This window comes from Bacillus sp. EB106-08-02-XG196 (genome assembly GCF_013396335.1).
Taxonomy (GTDB): Bacteria; Bacillota; Bacilli; order Bacillales; family Cytobacillaceae; genus Neobacillus.
Genome location: NZ_JABWSY010000010.1, coordinates 95,148 through 112,652, shown reverse-complemented (window position 1 = coordinate 112,652; position 17,505 = coordinate 95,148). Strand labels below are relative to the sequence as shown.

The 17,505-nt window shown below is 36.6% G+C and carries 19 protein-coding genes; 11 read left to right on the top strand and 8 right to left on the bottom strand.

The features are described 5' to 3' along the window. The first annotated feature begins 20 nt into the window (after positions 1-20). Together MLOOGBEN_RS16690 and MLOOGBEN_RS16685 are read left to right on the top strand one after the other, a co-directional pair. Positions 21-392 carry a F0F1 ATP synthase subunit B gene (locus MLOOGBEN_RS16690; protein WP_179159401.1) on the top strand — a complete coding sequence of 124 codons (372 nt, stop codon included), beginning with the start codon at positions 21-23 and terminating at the stop codon, positions 390-392. Beyond that, the gene (locus tag MLOOGBEN_RS16685) at positions 389-1,357 is read left to right on the top strand and encodes an AtpZ/AtpI family protein (protein ID WP_179159400.1); all 969 of its coding nucleotides are present in this window, start codon (positions 389-391) and stop codon (positions 1,355-1,357) included. Before MLOOGBEN_RS16690 ends, MLOOGBEN_RS16685 begins: the two co-directional genes overlap by 4 nt. A gap of 91 nt (positions 1,358-1,448) precedes the next feature. Here the strand turns inward: MLOOGBEN_RS16685 and MLOOGBEN_RS16680 are convergent, their stop codons facing one another. Both MLOOGBEN_RS16680 and MLOOGBEN_RS16675 read right to left on the bottom strand, forming a co-directional pair. Further along, positions 1,449-1,673, bottom strand: coding sequence for a hypothetical protein (locus MLOOGBEN_RS16680; protein WP_179159399.1), 225 nt, complete (start codon positions 1,671-1,673; stop codon positions 1,449-1,451). A 97-nt stretch (positions 1,674-1,770) separates the two neighbouring features. Further along, a complete protein-coding gene (locus MLOOGBEN_RS16675; RefSeq protein WP_179159398.1) occupies positions 1,771-2,115 on the bottom strand; it encodes a nitrous oxide-stimulated promoter family protein in 345 nt (114 codons plus the stop codon). Between the two features lie 245 nt (positions 2,116-2,360). Here MLOOGBEN_RS16675 and MLOOGBEN_RS16670 point away from each other — a divergent pair, with 245 nt between their 5' ends. After that, positions 2,361-3,551, top strand: a complete 1,191-nt coding sequence (locus MLOOGBEN_RS16670; protein WP_179159397.1) for an MFS transporter — start codon at positions 2,361-2,363, stop codon at positions 3,549-3,551. A gap of 47 nt (positions 3,552-3,598) precedes the next feature. On the opposite strand, the gene MLOOGBEN_RS16665 is transcribed toward MLOOGBEN_RS16670, so the two are convergent. Beyond that, complete coding sequence (locus tag MLOOGBEN_RS16665; protein WP_179159396.1) at positions 3,599-4,021, bottom strand: DUF4395 domain-containing protein; 423 nt, start codon at positions 4,019-4,021, stop codon at positions 3,599-3,601. A 152-nt stretch (positions 4,022-4,173) separates the two neighbouring features. Between MLOOGBEN_RS16665 and MLOOGBEN_RS16660 the strand changes: the two genes are divergently transcribed. Beyond that, the gene (locus MLOOGBEN_RS16660) at positions 4,174-4,992 is read left to right on the top strand and encodes a PRD domain-containing protein (RefSeq protein WP_179159395.1); all 819 of its coding nucleotides are present in this window, start codon (positions 4,174-4,176) and stop codon (positions 4,990-4,992) included. A 52-nt stretch (positions 4,993-5,044) separates the two neighbouring features. On the opposite strand, the gene nagE is transcribed toward MLOOGBEN_RS16660, so the two are convergent. Together nagE and MLOOGBEN_RS16650 are read right to left on the bottom strand one after the other, a co-directional pair. After that, complete coding sequence (gene nagE, locus MLOOGBEN_RS16655) at positions 5,045-6,490, bottom strand: N-acetylglucosamine-specific PTS transporter subunit IIBC (protein WP_179159394.1); 1,446 nt, start codon at positions 6,488-6,490, stop codon at positions 5,045-5,047. A 258-nt stretch (positions 6,491-6,748) separates the two neighbouring features. Next, the gene (locus MLOOGBEN_RS16650) at positions 6,749-7,231 is read right to left on the bottom strand and encodes a PTS sugar transporter subunit IIA (protein WP_179159393.1); all 483 of its coding nucleotides are present in this window, start codon (positions 7,229-7,231) and stop codon (positions 6,749-6,751) included. A 400-nt stretch (positions 7,232-7,631) separates the two neighbouring features. Between MLOOGBEN_RS16650 and MLOOGBEN_RS16645 the strand changes: the two genes are divergently transcribed. The 4 genes from MLOOGBEN_RS16645 (at position 7,632) to MLOOGBEN_RS16630 (ending at position 10,621) form a co-directional block, all read left to right on the top strand. After that, entirely contained in the window at positions 7,632-9,122 is a 1,491-nt protein-coding gene (locus MLOOGBEN_RS16645) for a peptide MFS transporter (protein ID WP_179159392.1), read from the top strand. Positions 9,123-9,265: 143 nt separating this feature from the next. Beyond that, entirely contained in the window at positions 9,266-9,745 is a 480-nt protein-coding gene (locus MLOOGBEN_RS16640; protein ID WP_179159391.1) for a glutathione peroxidase, read from the top strand. 13 nt (positions 9,746-9,758) lie between these two features. Then, positions 9,759-10,196: a MarR family winged helix-turn-helix transcriptional regulator gene (locus MLOOGBEN_RS16635; RefSeq protein WP_179159390.1), complete on the top strand. Its 438-nt coding sequence runs from the start codon at positions 9,759-9,761 to the stop codon at positions 10,194-10,196. Between the two features lie 125 nt (positions 10,197-10,321). Continuing rightward, positions 10,322-10,621, top strand: a complete 300-nt coding sequence (locus MLOOGBEN_RS16630; RefSeq protein ID WP_256989133.1) for a hypothetical protein — start codon at positions 10,322-10,324, stop codon at positions 10,619-10,621. Between the two features lie 78 nt (positions 10,622-10,699). Here the strand turns inward: MLOOGBEN_RS16630 and MLOOGBEN_RS16625 are convergent, their stop codons facing one another. The 3 genes from MLOOGBEN_RS16625 to MLOOGBEN_RS16615 all read right to left on the bottom strand — a co-directional run bounded on the left by MLOOGBEN_RS16625 (position 10,700) and on the right by MLOOGBEN_RS16615 (position 13,498). Continuing rightward, the gene (locus tag MLOOGBEN_RS16625) at positions 10,700-11,377 is read right to left on the bottom strand and encodes a Na-translocating system protein MpsC family protein (protein ID WP_179159533.1); all 678 of its coding nucleotides are present in this window, start codon (positions 11,375-11,377) and stop codon (positions 10,700-10,702) included. 146 nt (positions 11,378-11,523) lie between these two features. Further along, positions 11,524-12,201 (bottom strand): DUF2294 domain-containing protein, encoded by a 678-nt coding sequence (locus MLOOGBEN_RS16620; RefSeq protein WP_256989132.1) that lies wholly within the window; start codon positions 12,199-12,201, stop codon positions 11,524-11,526. 223 nt (positions 12,202-12,424) lie between these two features. Further along, entirely contained in the window at positions 12,425-13,498 is a 1,074-nt protein-coding gene (locus tag MLOOGBEN_RS16615) for an ATP-binding protein (protein WP_179159388.1), read from the bottom strand. A 327-nt stretch (positions 13,499-13,825) separates the two neighbouring features. On the opposite strand from MLOOGBEN_RS16615, the gene MLOOGBEN_RS16610 reads away from it, so the two are divergent. From MLOOGBEN_RS16610 to MLOOGBEN_RS16600, 3 genes are read left to right on the top strand one after another with little or no spacing between them, the layout of a single operon-like run. Beyond that, on the top strand, positions 13,826-15,304 hold the full coding sequence (locus MLOOGBEN_RS16610; RefSeq protein WP_179159387.1) for a spore germination protein: 1,479 nt from the start codon (positions 13,826-13,828) through the stop codon (positions 15,302-15,304). Positions 15,305-15,314: 10 nt separating this feature from the next. Further along, positions 15,315-16,415, top strand: a complete 1,101-nt coding sequence (locus MLOOGBEN_RS16605) for a GerAB/ArcD/ProY family transporter (RefSeq protein WP_179159386.1) — start codon at positions 15,315-15,317, stop codon at positions 16,413-16,415. Beyond that, complete coding sequence (locus MLOOGBEN_RS16600) at positions 16,399-17,475, top strand: Ger(x)C family spore germination protein (RefSeq protein WP_368737796.1); 1,077 nt, start codon at positions 16,399-16,401, stop codon at positions 17,473-17,475. The genes MLOOGBEN_RS16605 and MLOOGBEN_RS16600 overlap by 17 nt, the downstream gene beginning before the upstream one ends. Positions 17,476-17,505: the final 30 nt, after the last annotated feature.

Sequence of the window (17,505 nt, the reverse complement as noted above, 5' to 3'; positions counted from 1 at the left end):
CGTAGAATGAGGTGTAAAAAATGGGGGATATTGAAATCTTTGGGATGCAAATTTCACTCGGCACCATGATCTATCAAGCTATTTTATTTACGGTTCTTATTTTCATCCTAAAGCGAAAACTTCTCGGTAAGGTTCTTTGTGCATTGGAGAATCGGAGGGATTCGATTGATCATAAGCTTAAGCTCGCAGAAGCCCAAAAACAAGAATGTGATCGGCTTTTAATGGAGCAGCGCGAAATGACTGAAAAGGCAAAACGTGAGGCAAAGGAACTTATTTTACAGGCCCGGCAAGAAGCCTCGTCTATTGTGAAAGAAGCTAGAAAAGATGCCTTGGTCATTCGTTCTCAGGCCTATGAAGATATTAGGAGAATGAGGGAGCGTGGTGCATCATGAAGAAAGAATTTATTAAAGAGCATGGAAAAATGGTGGAAAGGTTTATTTTGGACAATGAAGAAAAATGGATTTACATCCATTATCACAGGGGGAATTTTGAAAAATCCAGTTACATTTTAATAAATACCCCTGACTCTACGAATGAATTTATTGAAAAGTTCTTTAATGAATACAATGTTTCAGCAGAAATGCAGGAAGAAGTAAGAAAGCATCTTAGCCAGGAAACACGTACTGCCCAATCACATTTCCAGGAGTTTCTTAGCTTCTTAGTCACAACCTTGTCTCTACACCTAATGATTGGGGTTGCCCTTGGTATGTCCATTTTTGGCGGCGTTAAGCTGGGGGAATGGTTAGACTCCGTTACTAACATTGCTCCCGCCTTTACTGTGATTGGCGTCCTTTTTGGGATTGCCATTGGCGGGTTAATCGGATACGTCATGATTTATAACTTCTTTGGAAGCCATGCTAAGAAGTCACTGGATAAACCAAAATTGATCTCAAAAGTGAAAAAACAAGGCGATTCCGTCGAGTGGCCTGCAATTAAGGTAACTATCAATGATGTTCACGAAGCCATCACCTGCTTTGCAAAGGATTTGCCAAATGGCATTAATAGAACCATCCTTATTAAGGAGGACTACAGTATCGATTTTGAACAGCTGGCTCCTTATATCGGCGGTATCCCTGATAAGCCCTACTATATGTCTAAAGAAACGTACGAGTTATTTGAAGAAAAAGAAAAAACGCTGGCTCCTCTCATCGACAAAGTCCAAAAAGCTGTTCATTTATACTATAAAGTCAACAATCGTTTTCCGATTAAACCATATGATTCCCTTCATCGGGTAAACTACTATCAGCTTTTGCAAGGGCATTATCTTGACGAAAAGCCTGATATTGACTTGTATTTCACCGACTATGACGGTTTGATCACCCATTTAAAGCCCAATAGAACAAAGATTGGAGGTTAGGCCTTGAATGCAAAAGTCTCATTTAGCCTCAATCGTGTTTAACTTAAAATAGTGTGTTATCACCGTATACCGATGATTCCACACTATTTTTTTAGCTAATATTTATTTTATCCTTCGGCTCTTCTAGCTTCATCTGCTCAAGTTCGAGTCTCATTCTTTCTGTTTCAATTAAATAATTCTGATGTTTTAGTTTTTCTAGTTCAAGTTCCCCTTGAATCATTTTGTATTTTAATTTATTCTGCTTTTGAAAATGGGTCGTTAAAATAGCAATGATCGGAATCGAGAATACCATAATAACTGCGATTGTCCCCGTCATTTTACTCCCTCCCTTATTAAGAAACCCTTAGTAAAATAATACCAAATCCTAACATTATTTTGTACAGATTTGTCAAAAAGTAAAAGCGTGGAACATGCTATTCCACACTTTTCATTTGTTTCTTGGATTTATTGAGCAAATGCTTTACGGAGTAAACCGGATGGTACAACAGCATCCATGGTCCTGAATAACGCATGACCGATTTCATTTTTAGCCGATATTTTGGTTTGTAACAGTGCACAGAACAATTAGAGCAGGCACTTTTTTCTTCTCCAAATCTACATAGTGAAAGTCTCATATGTGCATAGGTTTTTAAATTCTGACATTCCTTACATAGTTCATCCCGATGTTGATGCTTTCTCCGACAATACAACTCAATCATCTTGGTAACCATTTCTTTTTCCTTCTGAATGTTTAGACCCGTATTTAATTGCCTAATCATTGAACGTAAACCCCCTTTAACAAGATAGATCTACTCCCCAAATGTGTTTCTACTTAGAACATATCACAGAATCTCACCCTAAAAATCACTAATCTATAACAATTTCCTAACAAGTCACAATCCATATCTTTTCAAAATAAACTTTCTCTTTGACAAAAGCCTGTATGCCTATATATGATAGTAAGCAGTGCAAAAGGTTAACACTATATTTGAGTGTGTAATCTTTATGAGAAAGGTGGCTTTATATGACCGGAGATCAACGAAAAAAAATCATCATGTTGATGATCAACATGTTTATAGCAATAGGGAGTTTTGGTATCATCATTCCCATATTACCAGCCTATTTAGAGTCGATTAATCAAGGCGGAACTGCCGCAGGACTGTTCATTGCTATCTTTGCTGGAGCACAGTTCATCTTTTCTCCGATTGCAGGTAAATGGACCGATCAATATGGCCGCCGAAAGATGATTATATACGGACTAGCAGGTCTTACTCTGTCGATGTTCATTTTTTACTTTTCTAATTCAATCTGGCTACTTTACGCCTCTCGTGCGGTTGGCGGCATTGGCTGTGCTATGCTGGTACCAGCCATTTTCGCTTATATCGCAGACATTACGACGATGGATCAACGGGCGAAAGGGAATAGCTTAGTATCGGCAGCGATGTCTCTTGGTATTGTTGTAGGACCTGGAATTGGTGGATTCTTAGCAGGGTTCGGCTTGAAATTCCCTATTTTAGTTTCAGCACTTGTATCTCTAGTCTCTGTATTGTTTTCCATTTTTCTTTTAAAAGAGAGTCAAACAGCTCCTGCTGGAGATTCGGCAGAAATGGTCCCCGATGAGTCCATGGTACGCAAAATAGCTCGCTCAGTAAATATGCCTTATTTTATTCCGCTTATTATTACACTCGTAATGAGTTTTGGATTAATTGCCTACGAATCGGTTATTGGTTTATATCTTGATAATCAATTTCAATCATCTGCGAAAGATATCGCGATAATGGTTACGGCAACTGGAGTTGTCAGTGTTATTGTTCAGCTCTTTGTTGTTGATAAAATTGTAAATCGGTACGGTGAAAGATCTGTGTTGAATGTATTTATTGCTGTAGCTGCAGCTGGATTTTTATTTTCGCTATTCGCTTCCAGCTACTCTCTATTCTTTGTCATCTCACTTTTCATTTTCCTATCAACCTCTATTCTCCGCCCGGTGTTGAATACGTTGATTTCTAAACTTGCAGGAAACGAACAGGGCTTTGCGATGGGGATGAATAATGCTTATATGAGTATTGGCAACGTACTTGGGCCAACACTTGCAGGATTGCTATATGATGTCAAAATTACCTATCCATTTATCTTAGGATTTGTTTTATTAATCATTACCTTATTTATTACCTTTACTTGGCAAAAACGTTCACTTAAAACTAAAGCAGTTGTATAGTAAAGAAAGGACTGATGCGGCATGATCGCATCAGTCCTTTCTTATGTTTAATTTGCTCTTTTATATTGAAACATTTTCCACTGATAATGAATAAAACAGCCAATGCAAAATCCGAGGATTGCTACAAATGCCGCGGTCGCAACCATAATTGTGAAAACATACCCCACCGTGTTCCAGCCAAGCAGAAAACCTATGAACCCAGCTGCCAAACAAAATACAGCTATTTTTTGATTGAATTGCTGCTGTTCCCAGTCCTCCGGGATATACTCTTCTGGCTTTTTCTTTAGAAAAAGCCTTGCAATATTCATTACGGGATTATATTTAAAGACAATTCCTGATATTCCTGCAAGTAATGGGACTATTAAAAACCATCCTTCAGCGAAAACCAGGGTTAATACGGCACTAATGACAATCACCCATTGGTTTGTTTTCACAAGTGGTCTTGGTACAGAACGTACTTTATCAGACAAATAAAACCCACCTTTCTTATCGGAGTTATTGGTTATTATTTCAGTTTACCTTCTTTATGCCGTTTTGTATAGCTTTGTTTTTTAAAAGGTAGACCCAATTTGTTTTAAAATGTAAGATGGAAGTAAGGGCTTTTACAAGGAGTTGGCGTTTTGTGAAAATCAAAAAAATCCTCAATAACAATGCTGTTGTGGTTTCAGACAACAATGAAGAAAAAATAGCAATTGGCGCTGGCATTGCCTTTCAAAAACGGAAGAATGACGTTATTAATCCAGGTAAAATTGAAAAGCTATTTGTTATGAAAGAAAATGAAAAATTCCAGCAGCTCTTGCAGCAAATACCCGTAGAACACTTTTCCATCTCAGAAGAAATCATCTCTTATGCAGAAGAATGTCTGGGTTTAAAATTAAATGAGCATATCCATATTGGTCTTACCGATCACTTGTCTTTTGCCATCGAAAGAGCTACACAAGGAATTCACCTTAAAAATAAGCTTTTTGATGAAATAAAAATCCTATACAAAAAAGAATTTGATATCGGTATGTGGGCAATCAGACATATTGAAAAAAAGTCGCAGGTTAGAATGCCTGTAGATGAAGCTGCCTATATTGCTTTGCATATCCATACCTCAAAGCCTCAAAGCGGCGACATGAAACAAACATTAAGGCAAACCGCCATCATTGGTGAAATGATTCAAACCATTAAAGATTCACTTCAAATATCGATAGAGGAAGATGATCTTTCTTACCAGCGGTTAATGACCCATCTTCGGTTTACTCTATCCAGACTCCAAGATGAATCGCAGCCAATCATGGATGATGAAATGCTGAACATGCTTAAGAAAAAATTCACTGCTTCCTACAAAATTTCACAGAAGGTAGCCAAGCTTCTCGCGAAAAACCATGGTATCAAACTTCCTGAACAAGAACTCGGTTATATAACCATTCACATTGAAAGAATCAGAAACCGTTAAACGATAAAAACCGCTTGGACCATTGGTATCCAGGCGGTTTTTCATTAACAAATTATTTTTGCTTACGGATTTTCGCGATCTCATCAGCTACGAATTGTACATTTGTTCCTACAATGACTTGAATGCTGTTTTTACCAACAACATTAATACCCGGAACACCCGTCGATTTAATTTTCTTTTGGTCAACGGCTTCCATATCCTTAACTTCTAAGCGTAAACGTGTTACACAATTGTCCACAGATGTTACATTGGCGTCCCCGCCTAAACCTTCATAAATATTAGCAGCCATTACAGCAAATTTATTTCCTGCTGCAACACCTTCATCCGAACTTTCATCAATATCATCTTCACGACCAGGAGTCATTAAGTTGAATTTTGTAATGATAAAACGGAATAAGAAATAGTAGATCACCGCAAACACAAGACCTTGTACGAGTAACATATATGGTTGATTGGCGATTGGAATTTTTAAACTTAACACAAAGTCAACTAATCCTGCACTAAAGCCAAATCCTGCTGTCCAATGGAATGCAGCAGCAACAGCTAATGAAATACCAGTCAAAATAGCATGAACAAAATATAATACGGGTGCAACAAACATAAATGCAAATTCAAGAGGTTCCGTAACACCTGTGAAGAATGAAGCTACACCAGCTGCCATCATTAAGGCCGCAACTGTTTTTTTCTTTGAAGATTTAGCTGTGTGGTACATTGCTAAAGCTGCTGCCGGTAAACCAAACATCATAACTGGGAAGAAACCAGCCTGATACATACCAGTGACGCCCTGTTCACCCTTACTTGACCAGAAATTACCGATATCGTTAATTCCTGCAACATCAAACCAGAATACAGAGTTTAAGGCATGGTGTAGTCCGATTGGAATCAATAGTCTGTTGAAGAAACCGTATATACCCGCACCAATCGCACCTAAATCACTAATTCCTTTACCAAAAGAAACTAGTCCGGAGAAAACGACTGGCCAAACAAAAAACATCACTAATGATACAGCTAACATCGCTACCGATGTCATAATCGGAACGAGTCGTTTTCCACTAAAGAAGGACAACGCATCTGGAAGCTTTACATGACTGAAACGATTATACATAATAGCGGCAATAATACCTGAAAGAATCCCTGTAAATTGTGTTCCAATTTTTCCAAAGGCCGCGTTTACCGCTTCTGGGTCGACCCCTTGCAGCAAAGCCACTGAATTTGTGGATAACACAGTTGTAATAACGAGATAAGCCACTAGACCGCTTAGTGCCGCTGAACCATCTTTGTCTTTTGACATTCCCAGTGCTACACCAACAGCAAAGAGGATTGCCATGTTATCAATAATCGAACCGCCTGCTTTAATTAAGAAAGCCGCTACTGGATTTCCAGCACCCCAGCCTGTAGGGTCAATCCAGTACCCGATACCCATCAGTATTGCTGCTGCAGGTAATACTGCTACTGGAAGCATTAAGGAACGGCCTAGTCTTTGAAGATATTTCATCATCTTTTTATTCCCCCTATCTTTTTTATAAAAAGTGAACAAAGCTTTACTGCCCCGGTTAACTCAACAAACTTTAACAAGTTTCAATGATTTTCATTCCATCTTAGATTGATGAAAAAAATGAATAATAAGTTCTTTAGCATGGAATTTTTAATAATTGGACCTTTTCAAGCAAAATTGAGTACTTCAGTGGCCAAAACTCTTATTAATGCTAATCATTCACTGTTGGAAGTCAACCACCCCCTTTATAGAAGATTAATTTTAGGTACCAGAGATGATAACTGTTTTCCCCTGAACAGCACTCTTTTCGTCTGTGAGAGAATAATGTTTTTTCCCATCCTGGCTATTTGTAATGACAATGGGTGTTACGATGCTTTTTGCATGGGCCTTAATATATTCCCAGTCCACCTCCATTAGCAGCTGCCCAACTGAAACCTTTTCCCCTTCATTAACTGCTAATGTAAAACCTTTTCCATTTAAAGCAACAGTTTCTAACCCAACATGGATAAGAATTTCTGTTCCATCCTTTGCTCGAATGCCAACAGCGTGCTTTGTAGCTGCAGTGAGTATAATCGTTCCGCTGACTGGTGAATGAATATTTCCTTCACTAGGATTTACCGCAATCCCTTCCCCCATCATCTTTTCACCAAATACAGGATCCGGTACTTCCTCAAGTGGAACAATGGCTCCATTCACTGGTGCATATATTAATAACCTTTCCTTTTTAAAAATATTAAATACCATCGAAATACCCCCGTTACAGAAAGAATAAATAAAAAAAGGCATGGGGGTACAATAAAAGGGCAGAAACGCCTTTTTATTTACCACCATGCCTGAACAGTATCAGTAACATGTGATCAATATTTGCTATTAATACTATCATACCATTAAACCGGTAAAATACAAGTGAAAGCGATAACATCTTTTTAAAATATTTATCTCAATCATCAGTAAAGCGTTTTCATAATAATTTGTTTTATCCAAATATAAATACTATTTTAAAAAAACTTTTTACTTCCTTAATTACCGCTACAATCCCTGTTATAACAACGTTTATATCAATTCGTATTTTATTCTCTAAAAATAGTTTTTGACAATTGAAAACAATCGAAAGTATTATAATATAATAAAGGGAGGTAGAAATATGTCGAATTATAATAGGCAGAAAATTGTGGATAGTGTCCCTCAGAAAGGTTTCTTCGGACACCCAAAAGGATTATTCACTTTGTTCTTCACAGAATTCTGGGAGCGCTTTTCTTACTACGGTATGAGAGCTATCCTAGTCTACTATATGTACTACGAGGTTTCAAAAGGCGGATTAGGACTCGATGAAAACTTAGCTCTTTCCATTATGTCCATTTACGGATCACTGGTTTATATGTCTGGTATCATTGGCGGCTGGTTAGCTGACCGGATCTTTGGAACATCTAAAGCGGTATTCTACGGTGGAGTATTGATTATGCTCGGCCATATTGTTCTCGCGGTTCCTGGCAGCGTTACCATGTTCTTTGTTTCCATGGTGTTGATCGTTCTGGGTACAGGTATGTTAAAACCGAATGTTTCTACTGTAGTTGGTGAAATGTACAGCGAAACAGACGATCGTCGTGACGCTGGTTTCACAATCTTCTATATGGGAATTAACGCCGGTGCATTCTTAGCACCACTTATCGTCGGAAGTGTTATGGATTATAGCTTCCATTTAGGCTTTGGTATTGCAGCCGTTGGTATGTTCCTTGGTCTTGTAATGTTTGTTTTGACTAAAAAGAAAAATCTTGGTCTCGCAGGTACAACTGTTCCAAACCCGCTTTCAAAAGCTGAAAAGAAAAAGACTTTTACTTTCATCGGATTAGGTGTAGTGGTTCTTGCTGTATTATGTGCTGTTTTAATTCCAATAGGAATATTAACGTTCTCAAGTTTTATTAATATCGTTACATTCTTAGGTATCTTAATTCCTACTCTTTACTTTTTTGTTATGTACCGCAGCCCTAAAACAACAACTGTGGAACGTTCAAGAATTATTGCTTACATTCCATTATTTATTGCAGCTGTTATGTTCTGGTCGATTCAAGAACAAGGCTCAACAATTCTTGCGAGTTATGCAGACAAACGCACTCAATTAGATTGGATGGGGATTGACATTTCTCCAGCATGGTTCCAATCTTTAAATCCTTTATTCATAATCATCTTTGCACCAATTTTTGCCGGCCTATGGGTTAAATTAGGAAAACGTCAGCCAACAATACCTCAAAAGTTCTCATTAGCGCTATTATTTGCTGGATTATCATTCCTTGTTATCCTTTTGCCAGCTTACCTTGGCGGTACTGATACATTGGTTAGCCCAATGTGGCTTGTTCTTAGCTATTTAATTGTTGTATTTGGTGAATTATGTATATCGCCAGTTGGTTTATCCGCAACAACAAAATTAGCTCCTGCTGCATTCTCAGCACAAACTATGAGTTTATGGTTCTTAGCAAGCGCTGCAGCTCAAGCCCTTAATGCACAAGTCGTTAAATTCTACTCACCTGAGAATGAAATGGCGTACTTTGGCTTTATCGGCGGTGCAGCTATCGTACTAAGTATGATTCTATTTGCATTAGCTCCGAAAATTCAGGGCCTAATGAAAGGTATTCGCTAAATGATACTAAAGCAGTATCCCAGCATAAATGGGATACTGTTTTTTGTTTTATTGCTAATTTTAACTAAATCGTGTAAGATTTAATCGTACACGATTTAGTTAAAAACATTATTTCTACCACCCTATTTTAGGAGGAAATTACAATGACTACTGTATATGATTTTACTGTAAAAATGACGAATGGCCAGGAAAAATCACTAAAGGAATACGAAGGCAAACCCTTACTAATCGTTAATACCGCCAGCAAATGTGGATTGACTCCTCAATTTAAAGGTCTACAAGAGTTATATGAAAAATACAAAGACCAAGGTTTAGAAATTTTAGGATTCCCCTGTGATCAGTTCAATAATCAAGAATTTGATAATATTGATGAAACCACCCAGTTTTGCCAATTAAATTACGGTGTTACCTTTCCGATTTTCGCGAAGATCGATGTAAATGGCGAAAACAGTGACCCTTTATTTTCTTTTTTAAAGGAGCAGAAAAAAGGGATTCTTTCCAAAAATATTAAATGGAACTTCACTAAATTTCTCGTCGACCAGAACGGACAGGTTGTAGAACGCTATGCACCAACCACTGAACCACTGAAAATGGAAGATGACTTAGAAAAGTTACTTTCTTAGTTAGGCGGTCTATATGGAAGACTTTATGACGTTAAAGAAACAACTATGCTTCGCAATCTATGAAACCGCTGGAGAATTTAATAAGTTATATTCTAGTGTTCTTCAGCCCTTTGGTTTAACCTATCCGCAATATTTAGTCTTATTGGCTTTATGGGAAGAGGACGGAGTAACGGTAAAGGAACTAGGAGAGAAATTGAATTTAGGCACTGGTACATTAACTCCTATGGCTGCACGAATGGAAGTAAATGGCTGGCTTAGGAAAGAACGTTCTAAAGCAGATGAAAGAAAGGTATTTATCTATTTAGAAGAGAAAGCTCGTACAGAAAAGTTAACCATCACCAGTAAGGTAGCAAAGGTTATTCAATCCTGTCAGATAGAGCTTGAAGACTATGAGCAGTTGATGAAGCAGCTGAATACTTTACAGAATAAAATTAAAGAAAGAAGATTATAACTTATTTTTTCGCACAAAAAAGCTGTCCATTAAATTTGGACAGCTTTCATTTATTAAACAGAAATGCTCATACCCCAACCAGTTTAAGGAAATAGTAACATTATTAAACAGAAGGAGGCTCTTAAATGATTGATAGAAATAATAATGGTAATAATATGTTACCCTTTATTAGTGTAGATTTTGATTCAAACAGTGATGTGAAATTAAATGAAGATCAATACGAGGTATATGTGAATGGGAGTTTTGTTGGGCGCAAAACACTTAAAACCCAAGGAGAAGATCTATCAGATATTGACGACTTTTTGCGAAATCAAGGATTCAGTGATTTCACCTCTTCCGTTGACGGTGACCATTATACGATTACCGTCGATCATCAAGACGATGAAGTATCAAATGCCTTGTCTGTCTACTTTAATAATCGGTAAATGTCCATTTTAAATCTTAGGGAGTCTTTCTTAATGAAAGACTCCCTTTTATATGATCATTAACGGACAGGAGGCTGCCTAAGGATTTAAGATGAAAACCATTAACGATTTATCTTCCTTAAAGTTCCAGTCTATAAAAATATCTCTGACAGATCTATGAAAAATCTCTTCAAACCTGCCATATCGGTGAAAGTAACTTTTCTCCAATTCATCTTTTGTGAATCTAAGTTCGTTTTCAAAACCTTTATCAATTAATGCTTTTTCTATTTGAATAAGAATACCTCTTCTTTCAATGACGAAGATGGAGGGCGAAATTGGGCAGGTATTAATTTTATCTGGTACTTTTTCCACCAGTAAGCTTATCCTTCCCACTTCCAATTCTAATCTTTGGATATCAATATCGGTTTTGATTCTCTGACCTGCTTCACTATCTAAAACAAAAGTAAGAATGCCTGAGTTATTTGGCAAATTCCAATCATGGTAGTATTCCTCCACTTCAAGATCAAAAGTTATTTGTATTACTCCTTTTATTTCATCCAGCAGGTGGGTAATAATTACATTTCTTGCATAATCGACGTACTTGTTCTGCCCTTGCTGTAATAAAACATCCTCCATCGGTGATAAAAATCCACCTATATAAGTGACAAGATAATTTTGGGATACGGTAGTTTGACAGCTTCGAGGACCCCTGCCGAATTTTTTTCTTAACAACTTGCTTATGTAACTGCTAATATACTCTTCCTTTTTTAGATCCATCAATATGTTTAACTCCTTCGTTTCCTAATTTGGAAGGTGGCTGTTATATCCAATTAGTATGTACGAAAGCATGCTTTATTAAAATAAAGACATAAAAAAAACACATTGTATTTTAGGAAGTCCTTCTTACAACATGTTTTTTTCAATTACTTCATTGTATATAATTTGTTAAAGATAAACACAAGATAATTTCGATTATTTTTATAATCCCACATGATAAACATATCCTCAATCAAACGATTAAAGAGACCTTCAAATAGTACCTTGTTCCTCCAATATCCTTTTTTGATTTCCCAAGCCTGATGGATCAATAATTCCGCATTCCCTTTTTCATAAACTAATCTCTCGAGTGGCAGCAATACTTCTTTGGATTCAATTGCACAAATATTTTGTGTGAGCTTTACAATCTTTAAGCTCGCAGGTTTCTTATAGTAATTTGACCCAACATTCTCTATTAAGCTAAAAAGATTCCTTTCAAAACTGTTATCTATATTCTCCTCATGGTCCAATTGAGAATGATCTAATAGAAGAATTCCTGTATTTCTATCATAATTCCAGTCATGAAAAAAGTAATCAAAGGATATCCCCAAAACCTTTGATACTTCCGGTAAGTATTCCTCCGTTACTGCATTGATTATGGCAGAACGAAAATTCACCGCCAATTCTAACTTGTCCTGTTTTATTAATACTTCTTCAGCCGGGGTAATAAAATTTCGCATATACACGTAAAGTCTATTACCTTTTAAGATAACATTACAGGCTTCTGGACCTTTTCCGAATCTTCGTTTGAGCAATTTACTAAATGTACTGCTAAGATAGACCAAATTTTCATGTTTAGATTTAATATGTACTCCTCCTTACAAATAAAAAATGGCCTAACTTCAAAAAGAAGTTAGGCCACGGCTCAGACGACTATTAATAGTTTCTTCCATTTACCACACAGTTTACGAGTATTATTTTTTATGTAAAATATAAGAATGCAAAACTAATGACTGCAAGACATTAGACTATATTATCTTACCATTGTTTTTACTATACTGCAATTGTTTAGGTAGCGGTCGGTAATATCACTTCAATACAGGTCCCTTCCGTATTACTGATAATATTAATTTTTCCACTATGCTCCTCGATGATTTCATTGCTTACTTGCATCCCAAGCCCCATGCCCTGTTCCTTCGTTGTAAAAAATGGTTCATTTATTCGTTTTAAAATCTCTGGCGGAATTCCGCTGCCATGGTCAATAATTCGAACATGAACACTTTCATTTTGGTGAATCCCTTCAACGATTAGCTTTCCGCCATCCTTCATAGCTTCAATTGCATTTTTTATATAGTTTATAAACACTTGTTTCATTTGATTCTCGTCCCCTACTATCGTTACCTCTAAAGCATGGAAATTTTTTATCACTTCAATATTTTTTAACAGCGTCTGCGACTCCATCAACGTTAGGACTTTGTCTAAGAGAGAACGTATATCCAGCTTTTTATAATCTATTTTTGTTGGCTTTGCGAGAACCATTAGGTCTTTTAGAATCATTTCCACCCGGTTTATTTCTGATTCCACAATTCTAAAGTATGTCTTTTCTCCTTTATGCTCACCCATTATTAACTGCAGGAAGCCCTTTATTGCGGTCATTGGGTTACGAATTTCATGTGCAATCCCAGCGGCTAATTGACCTGCCGCTGCTCTTTTTTCCGCCAGTAATTGTCTTTCCCTTTTAAGCAATGTTATATCTTTCAACACCACGTAACTCCCTACCACTTCATTATTAAAAAGGATTGGAAAGGTTGTTACATTAACTTCAATAGGATTTCCTAATCTACTATTGACTTTTGAATCAAAATTCACGAGTTGTTCCCGTTGTTTTTCAATAAAAAAGGTTTGAGGTACACTTAAAGCAGAAGAGATGAAGATATCACTCAGTTTCATATTGTTTAGTTCGTTTCGAGAGTATTGCAAAAGCTCTTCACAGACTTCATTGACATAAATTAATTGACCAGTCATGTTTAATATAAAGAATGAATCAGAGCCTTTTGATAGTACTGAGAAGTCTTTATCTACATTCACATCGACATATATTTCAAGTAAGGAGTTTAATCGTTTCAGTTCATCCTTATCCATGTTAGTACCTGCCCTCCCATTTTAGATTAATAAAAAAAGCCAAAATAAGCGTAGTTATCCCTACGGCTTATTTTGGCTTAAATTCTAGCATCTATATATCTAGAAAATCATTACCGATTAATAATAAGCGAATCTCAATAGTAAAAAGAGTTTAAATAAGGAGATTAGAGCATATATCCCTATATCCACCTTTATAATATACTATTTTGACCAAATTTTCAAATAATAAGGATTTACTATCTATTGCAGCAAAGCTCCTTCTGAAACATAATCTTTCCAATATTGGTAACACTACTCTTAGTCTCTTCCAAAAAAGGAGAAAGAAGTATGTTTAAACTTTTTAAAAACAAAGAAAGAGAAGGTTTAGAAAAACTTTTAGCAAAATCCGACGATTTTAAATGTGTTGAGTATGTTAACAATAAAACAAACATTTCCTTTACCTTGAAATTCCTTTCCACCCTTGTGGATGAAAAAACCATCCAAGAAAGTGTCCTTCCTTATTTATTAGATGAAAATTTTAAACAAATAGAAGATGTAAAACAAATTATTCCACTGGCTGATGTACAGCTTTCAGAGGATATCTCATTAATCGAACAAAAGCTTTTTAATGGTTCTGTTTTATTAATTGTGAACGGTAAAGATAATAAGTTTTGTTTTTTGGGAGCTAAGAAAGAAATCGGGCGGAATGTGAGTCTCCCGGAGGTTGAATTCAGTGTAATCGGACCTAAGGAATCCTTTGTAGAATCAATTGACCAGAATTTAAATCTTATTAGAAAAAGGATTCCTGTTAAAGAATTAATCATGGAGAAATTAACGGTTGGAACACTATCTAAGTCAAAAGTAGCAATTCTTTATTTAGATGGGATTACAGACCCTGAGAATGTAAATACTGTCCGTCAGCGAATTAAAAACATTGAATTTGATGAAATTACTGATAGCTCCTATATCGTCCAAATTATTTCTGACAATCAAAATTCACCTTTTCCTCAGCTCCTTGATACGGAAAGGCCAGACCGAATTTCTGCCATTCTCGCTGAAGGCAAAGTAGCGATTTTTGTTGATGGATCACCACATGCATTAATTGGACCTACTACACTGGTAGAATTTTTCAGTTCATTTGAGGATTACTATCTAAACTGGATTCTCTCTTCCTTCTTTCGCTTGATTCGACTATTCGCCGTTGTGTTTTCTATTTTAGTTACACCCGTATATGTCGCAACACTTAGTTATCATTATGAATTAATTCCGCAAGACTTAATGGGTACCTTAGTAGCATCCCGAAGAGCTATACCCTTCCCTCCTATTTTGGAAGCATTATTTCTTGAATTAACAATTGAGCTTTTACGAGAAGCTGGAGCTAGATTGCCGACAAAGGTCGGTCAGACAATTGGTATCGTTGGCGGGATTGTTATTGGGACAGCAAGTGTCGAAGCAGGGCTTACGAGTAACATTCTCTTAATTTTCATTGCATTAGCAGCACTCGCTTCCTTTACAACCCCTGTCTACAGAATAGGCAACACGATTCGATTACTGCGTTTTCCCTTTTTAATTTTTGCGGAAGTTTGGGGACTGCTGGGAATACTAGTCTGCTTTTGTTTTTTATTGACCCATCTTATTCGTCTTTCTTCACTAGGAAGGCCTTATTTAGAACCTTTGTACCCTCCTAGGATGCAAGACCTTAAGGATGCTTTTATTCGGTTATCTTTTGATAAACAAAGAAAACGGCCATTCCTTCTAAATACAAAGCAACCCAACCGTTTTCATAAAAAGGCTGTAAAAGAAAAGAAAGATATAGAAGATGAATAGAGGGACCATTATGAATTCTAACGTTCCGGATAGTAAAAAGATATCCCCCTTTCTCGTATTTTTTCTTATTCAAGCCACGCAGTCAGGGGTAGGAATTCTGGGATTTCAAAGATTTATTGCAAAAACGGCAGGATATGATGCTTGGATATCCATCATTCTAAGCGGAATACTTATCCATATCATTTTGTGGATGATGTTTAGAATGTTAAAAATAGCAGATGGCGACATTACTTCGATTCATACCTTCGTACTTGGAAAAAAAATCGGGAGAATCTTTAGCAGCTTTTTTATTCTTTACCTTAGTTTATTCGCCACAACCGTCCTGCGCAGCTATATAGAAATTGTTCAAGTATGGATGTTTCCAGAACTAAGAACTTTTTGGTTTGCTCTTGCCTTTCTTATTTTAGTTATCTATATTGTGTTTGGGGGTTTTAGGACGGTTACAGGGATTGCTTTTTTTTCAGTCATCTTACCATTCTACATTGCTGTACTGTTTGTTATTATCATACCGCATGCTGACTTTACCAATCTCCTGCCTATTTTCGATCATTCGGTAAAGGAGCTATTGCTTGCTAGTCGTGATATGACGTTTACCCTCTTAGGATTTGAAACCTTATTATTTTTTTATCCGTTTATACAAAACCCTGAAAAGAGCAAGAAGTGGGCTCACTTTGGTGCATTATTTACAACAATACTTTGTTTTTATTTAGCTATTCTAGCCTTTGGCTTTTTTTCGGAGGCACAATTGCAAAAAAACGTCTGGCCAACATTAACAATGTGGAAAATTATTAAATTACCCTTCGTCGAACGCTTTGAATATATCGGAATTACAAACTGGGGTTTAGTGATATTACCCAATGTATGTATTTGTCTATGGTGTGCAAGTCGAATAGCCAAGAAGGTTTTTTCCATTCGTCAAAAGACATCGTCTCTGGCCATCGCCACTCTTTGTTTAATAGCCGTCAGTTTGGTATCAACAAGAGAACAAATTGATTTACTGACTGATTATACAGCAAAGGTTGGTTTTTACTTCAATATCATTTATGTTCCGTTATTGTTTGCAGGTACGTTAATAGCAAAGAAGGTGAGAAATCGTGGAACGCATACTTAAGTTGATTGCTTCTGTATTTGTAGCCTTCGGTTTAATTGGCTGCGTCAAGAAAGAGGTATTAGATGATATTAGCTTAATTGAAGGAATCGGTTTCGACTATGTTGATAAAAAAAACATCCTTGGGACAGTAATCATTCCCGTTTACCTGCCTGACCAGCCACCTAAAAATAATACATACTCTGCTAAAGCTGAGATTAAAAAGTCAATTCTACAGGAGGTTCAACGGCAATCCGCTGACCCGATTGTAACAGGAAGCCTTGAGGTCGTCTTATTTAGTAAGACATTATCAGAAAAGGTAGGTATTCTCCCTTTGGTAGATCCCTTTCAAAGAGATCCAGGTGTAGGATCTGGTCTATATTTAGCGGTGGTAGATGGAGAAACGAAGGAATTACTATCAGGGAATTATGGTATAAGGGGTAATGCCACCTACATCTCTAATTTAATGGAACATAATATCAAAAATGAAGATCTTCCAAAAACGAATTTACAACTGTTTCTTGCGGATTTTTATCAAGAAGGAAAAACCCCCTTTATACCGCAGCTAAAGCAAATTGGAAAAGATAAACTGAAAATTAATGGGATATCCTTGCTTAAACACGGAAAAATGGTTGATCTTATTTCACCGGAAGAAATGTTTTTTTTCAAGCTGCTTGTAGACAAGTATAGCGAAGGTATGCACCTAGTCAAAATAGATAGTGGTGAAGCAGCCGTCCGAAGCATTCATTCCTCCCATAATTTTGAATTGACTAAAAGAAATCCAACTGAAATCACCATTCATATAAAAGTTGACGGAAACATTAATGAATTTACCGGTCAAGAGCTGACCCCAAACTCGATAAAGGCATTACAAAAACAATTCGAAAAGGACATTCAGAAGGAATCCCTTAAACTGATACGGCGTTTTATAGATAAAAAAATTGACCCAGTAGGATTCGGCCATTTCGTAAAAACACAGACAAGGAACTTTGACTTTAATAATTGGCGAGAAAATCAATATAAAGACCTTGTCGTAAAGATAAAAGCGGATGTCAAAATCGCAGAGTCTGGTGTAATTGAATAAATAAAAAAGCAAGTAGACTCGTCCAAAGAT

Excerpts from the sequence above, each read along its gene's own strand:
- MLOOGBEN_RS16690 (WP_179159401.1), top strand. The coding sequence starts at position 21 with ATGGGGGATATTGAAATCTTTGGGATGCAAATTTCACTCGGCACCATG.
- MLOOGBEN_RS16685 (WP_179159400.1), top strand. The coding sequence starts at position 389 with ATGAAGAAAGAATTTATTAAAGAGCATGGAAAAATGGTGGAAAGGTTT.
- MLOOGBEN_RS16680 (WP_179159399.1), bottom strand. The coding sequence starts at position 1,673 with ATGACGGGGACAATCGCAGTTATTATGGTATTCTCGATTCCGATCATT.
- MLOOGBEN_RS16675 (WP_179159398.1), bottom strand. The coding sequence starts at position 2,115 with ATGATTAGGCAATTAAATACGGGTCTAAACATTCAGAAGGAAAAAGAA.
- MLOOGBEN_RS16670 (WP_179159397.1), top strand. The coding sequence starts at position 2,361 with ATGACCGGAGATCAACGAAAAAAAATCATCATGTTGATGATCAACATG.
- nagE (WP_179159394.1), bottom strand. The coding sequence starts at position 6,490 with ATGATGAAATATCTTCAAAGACTAGGCCGTTCCTTAATGCTTCCAGTA.
- MLOOGBEN_RS16650 (WP_179159393.1), bottom strand. The coding sequence starts at position 7,231 with ATGGTATTTAATATTTTTAAAAAGGAAAGGTTATTAATATATGCACCA.
- MLOOGBEN_RS16645 (WP_179159392.1), top strand. The coding sequence starts at position 7,632 with ATGTCGAATTATAATAGGCAGAAAATTGTGGATAGTGTCCCTCAGAAA.
- MLOOGBEN_RS16640 (WP_179159391.1), top strand. The coding sequence starts at position 9,266 with ATGACTACTGTATATGATTTTACTGTAAAAATGACGAATGGCCAGGAA.
- MLOOGBEN_RS16635 (WP_179159390.1), top strand. The coding sequence starts at position 9,759 with ATGGAAGACTTTATGACGTTAAAGAAACAACTATGCTTCGCAATCTAT.
- MLOOGBEN_RS16630 (WP_256989133.1), top strand. The coding sequence starts at position 10,322 with ATGATTGATAGAAATAATAATGGTAATAATATGTTACCCTTTATTAGT.
- MLOOGBEN_RS16625 (WP_179159533.1), bottom strand. The coding sequence starts at position 11,377 with ATGGATCTAAAAAAGGAAGAGTATATTAGCAGTTACATAAGCAAGTTG.
- MLOOGBEN_RS16615 (WP_179159388.1), bottom strand. The coding sequence starts at position 13,498 with ATGGATAAGGATGAACTGAAACGATTAAACTCCTTACTTGAAATATAT.
- MLOOGBEN_RS16610 (WP_179159387.1), top strand. The coding sequence starts at position 13,826 with ATGTTTAAACTTTTTAAAAACAAAGAAAGAGAAGGTTTAGAAAAACTT.
- MLOOGBEN_RS16605 (WP_179159386.1), top strand. The coding sequence starts at position 15,315 with ATGAATTCTAACGTTCCGGATAGTAAAAAGATATCCCCCTTTCTCGTA.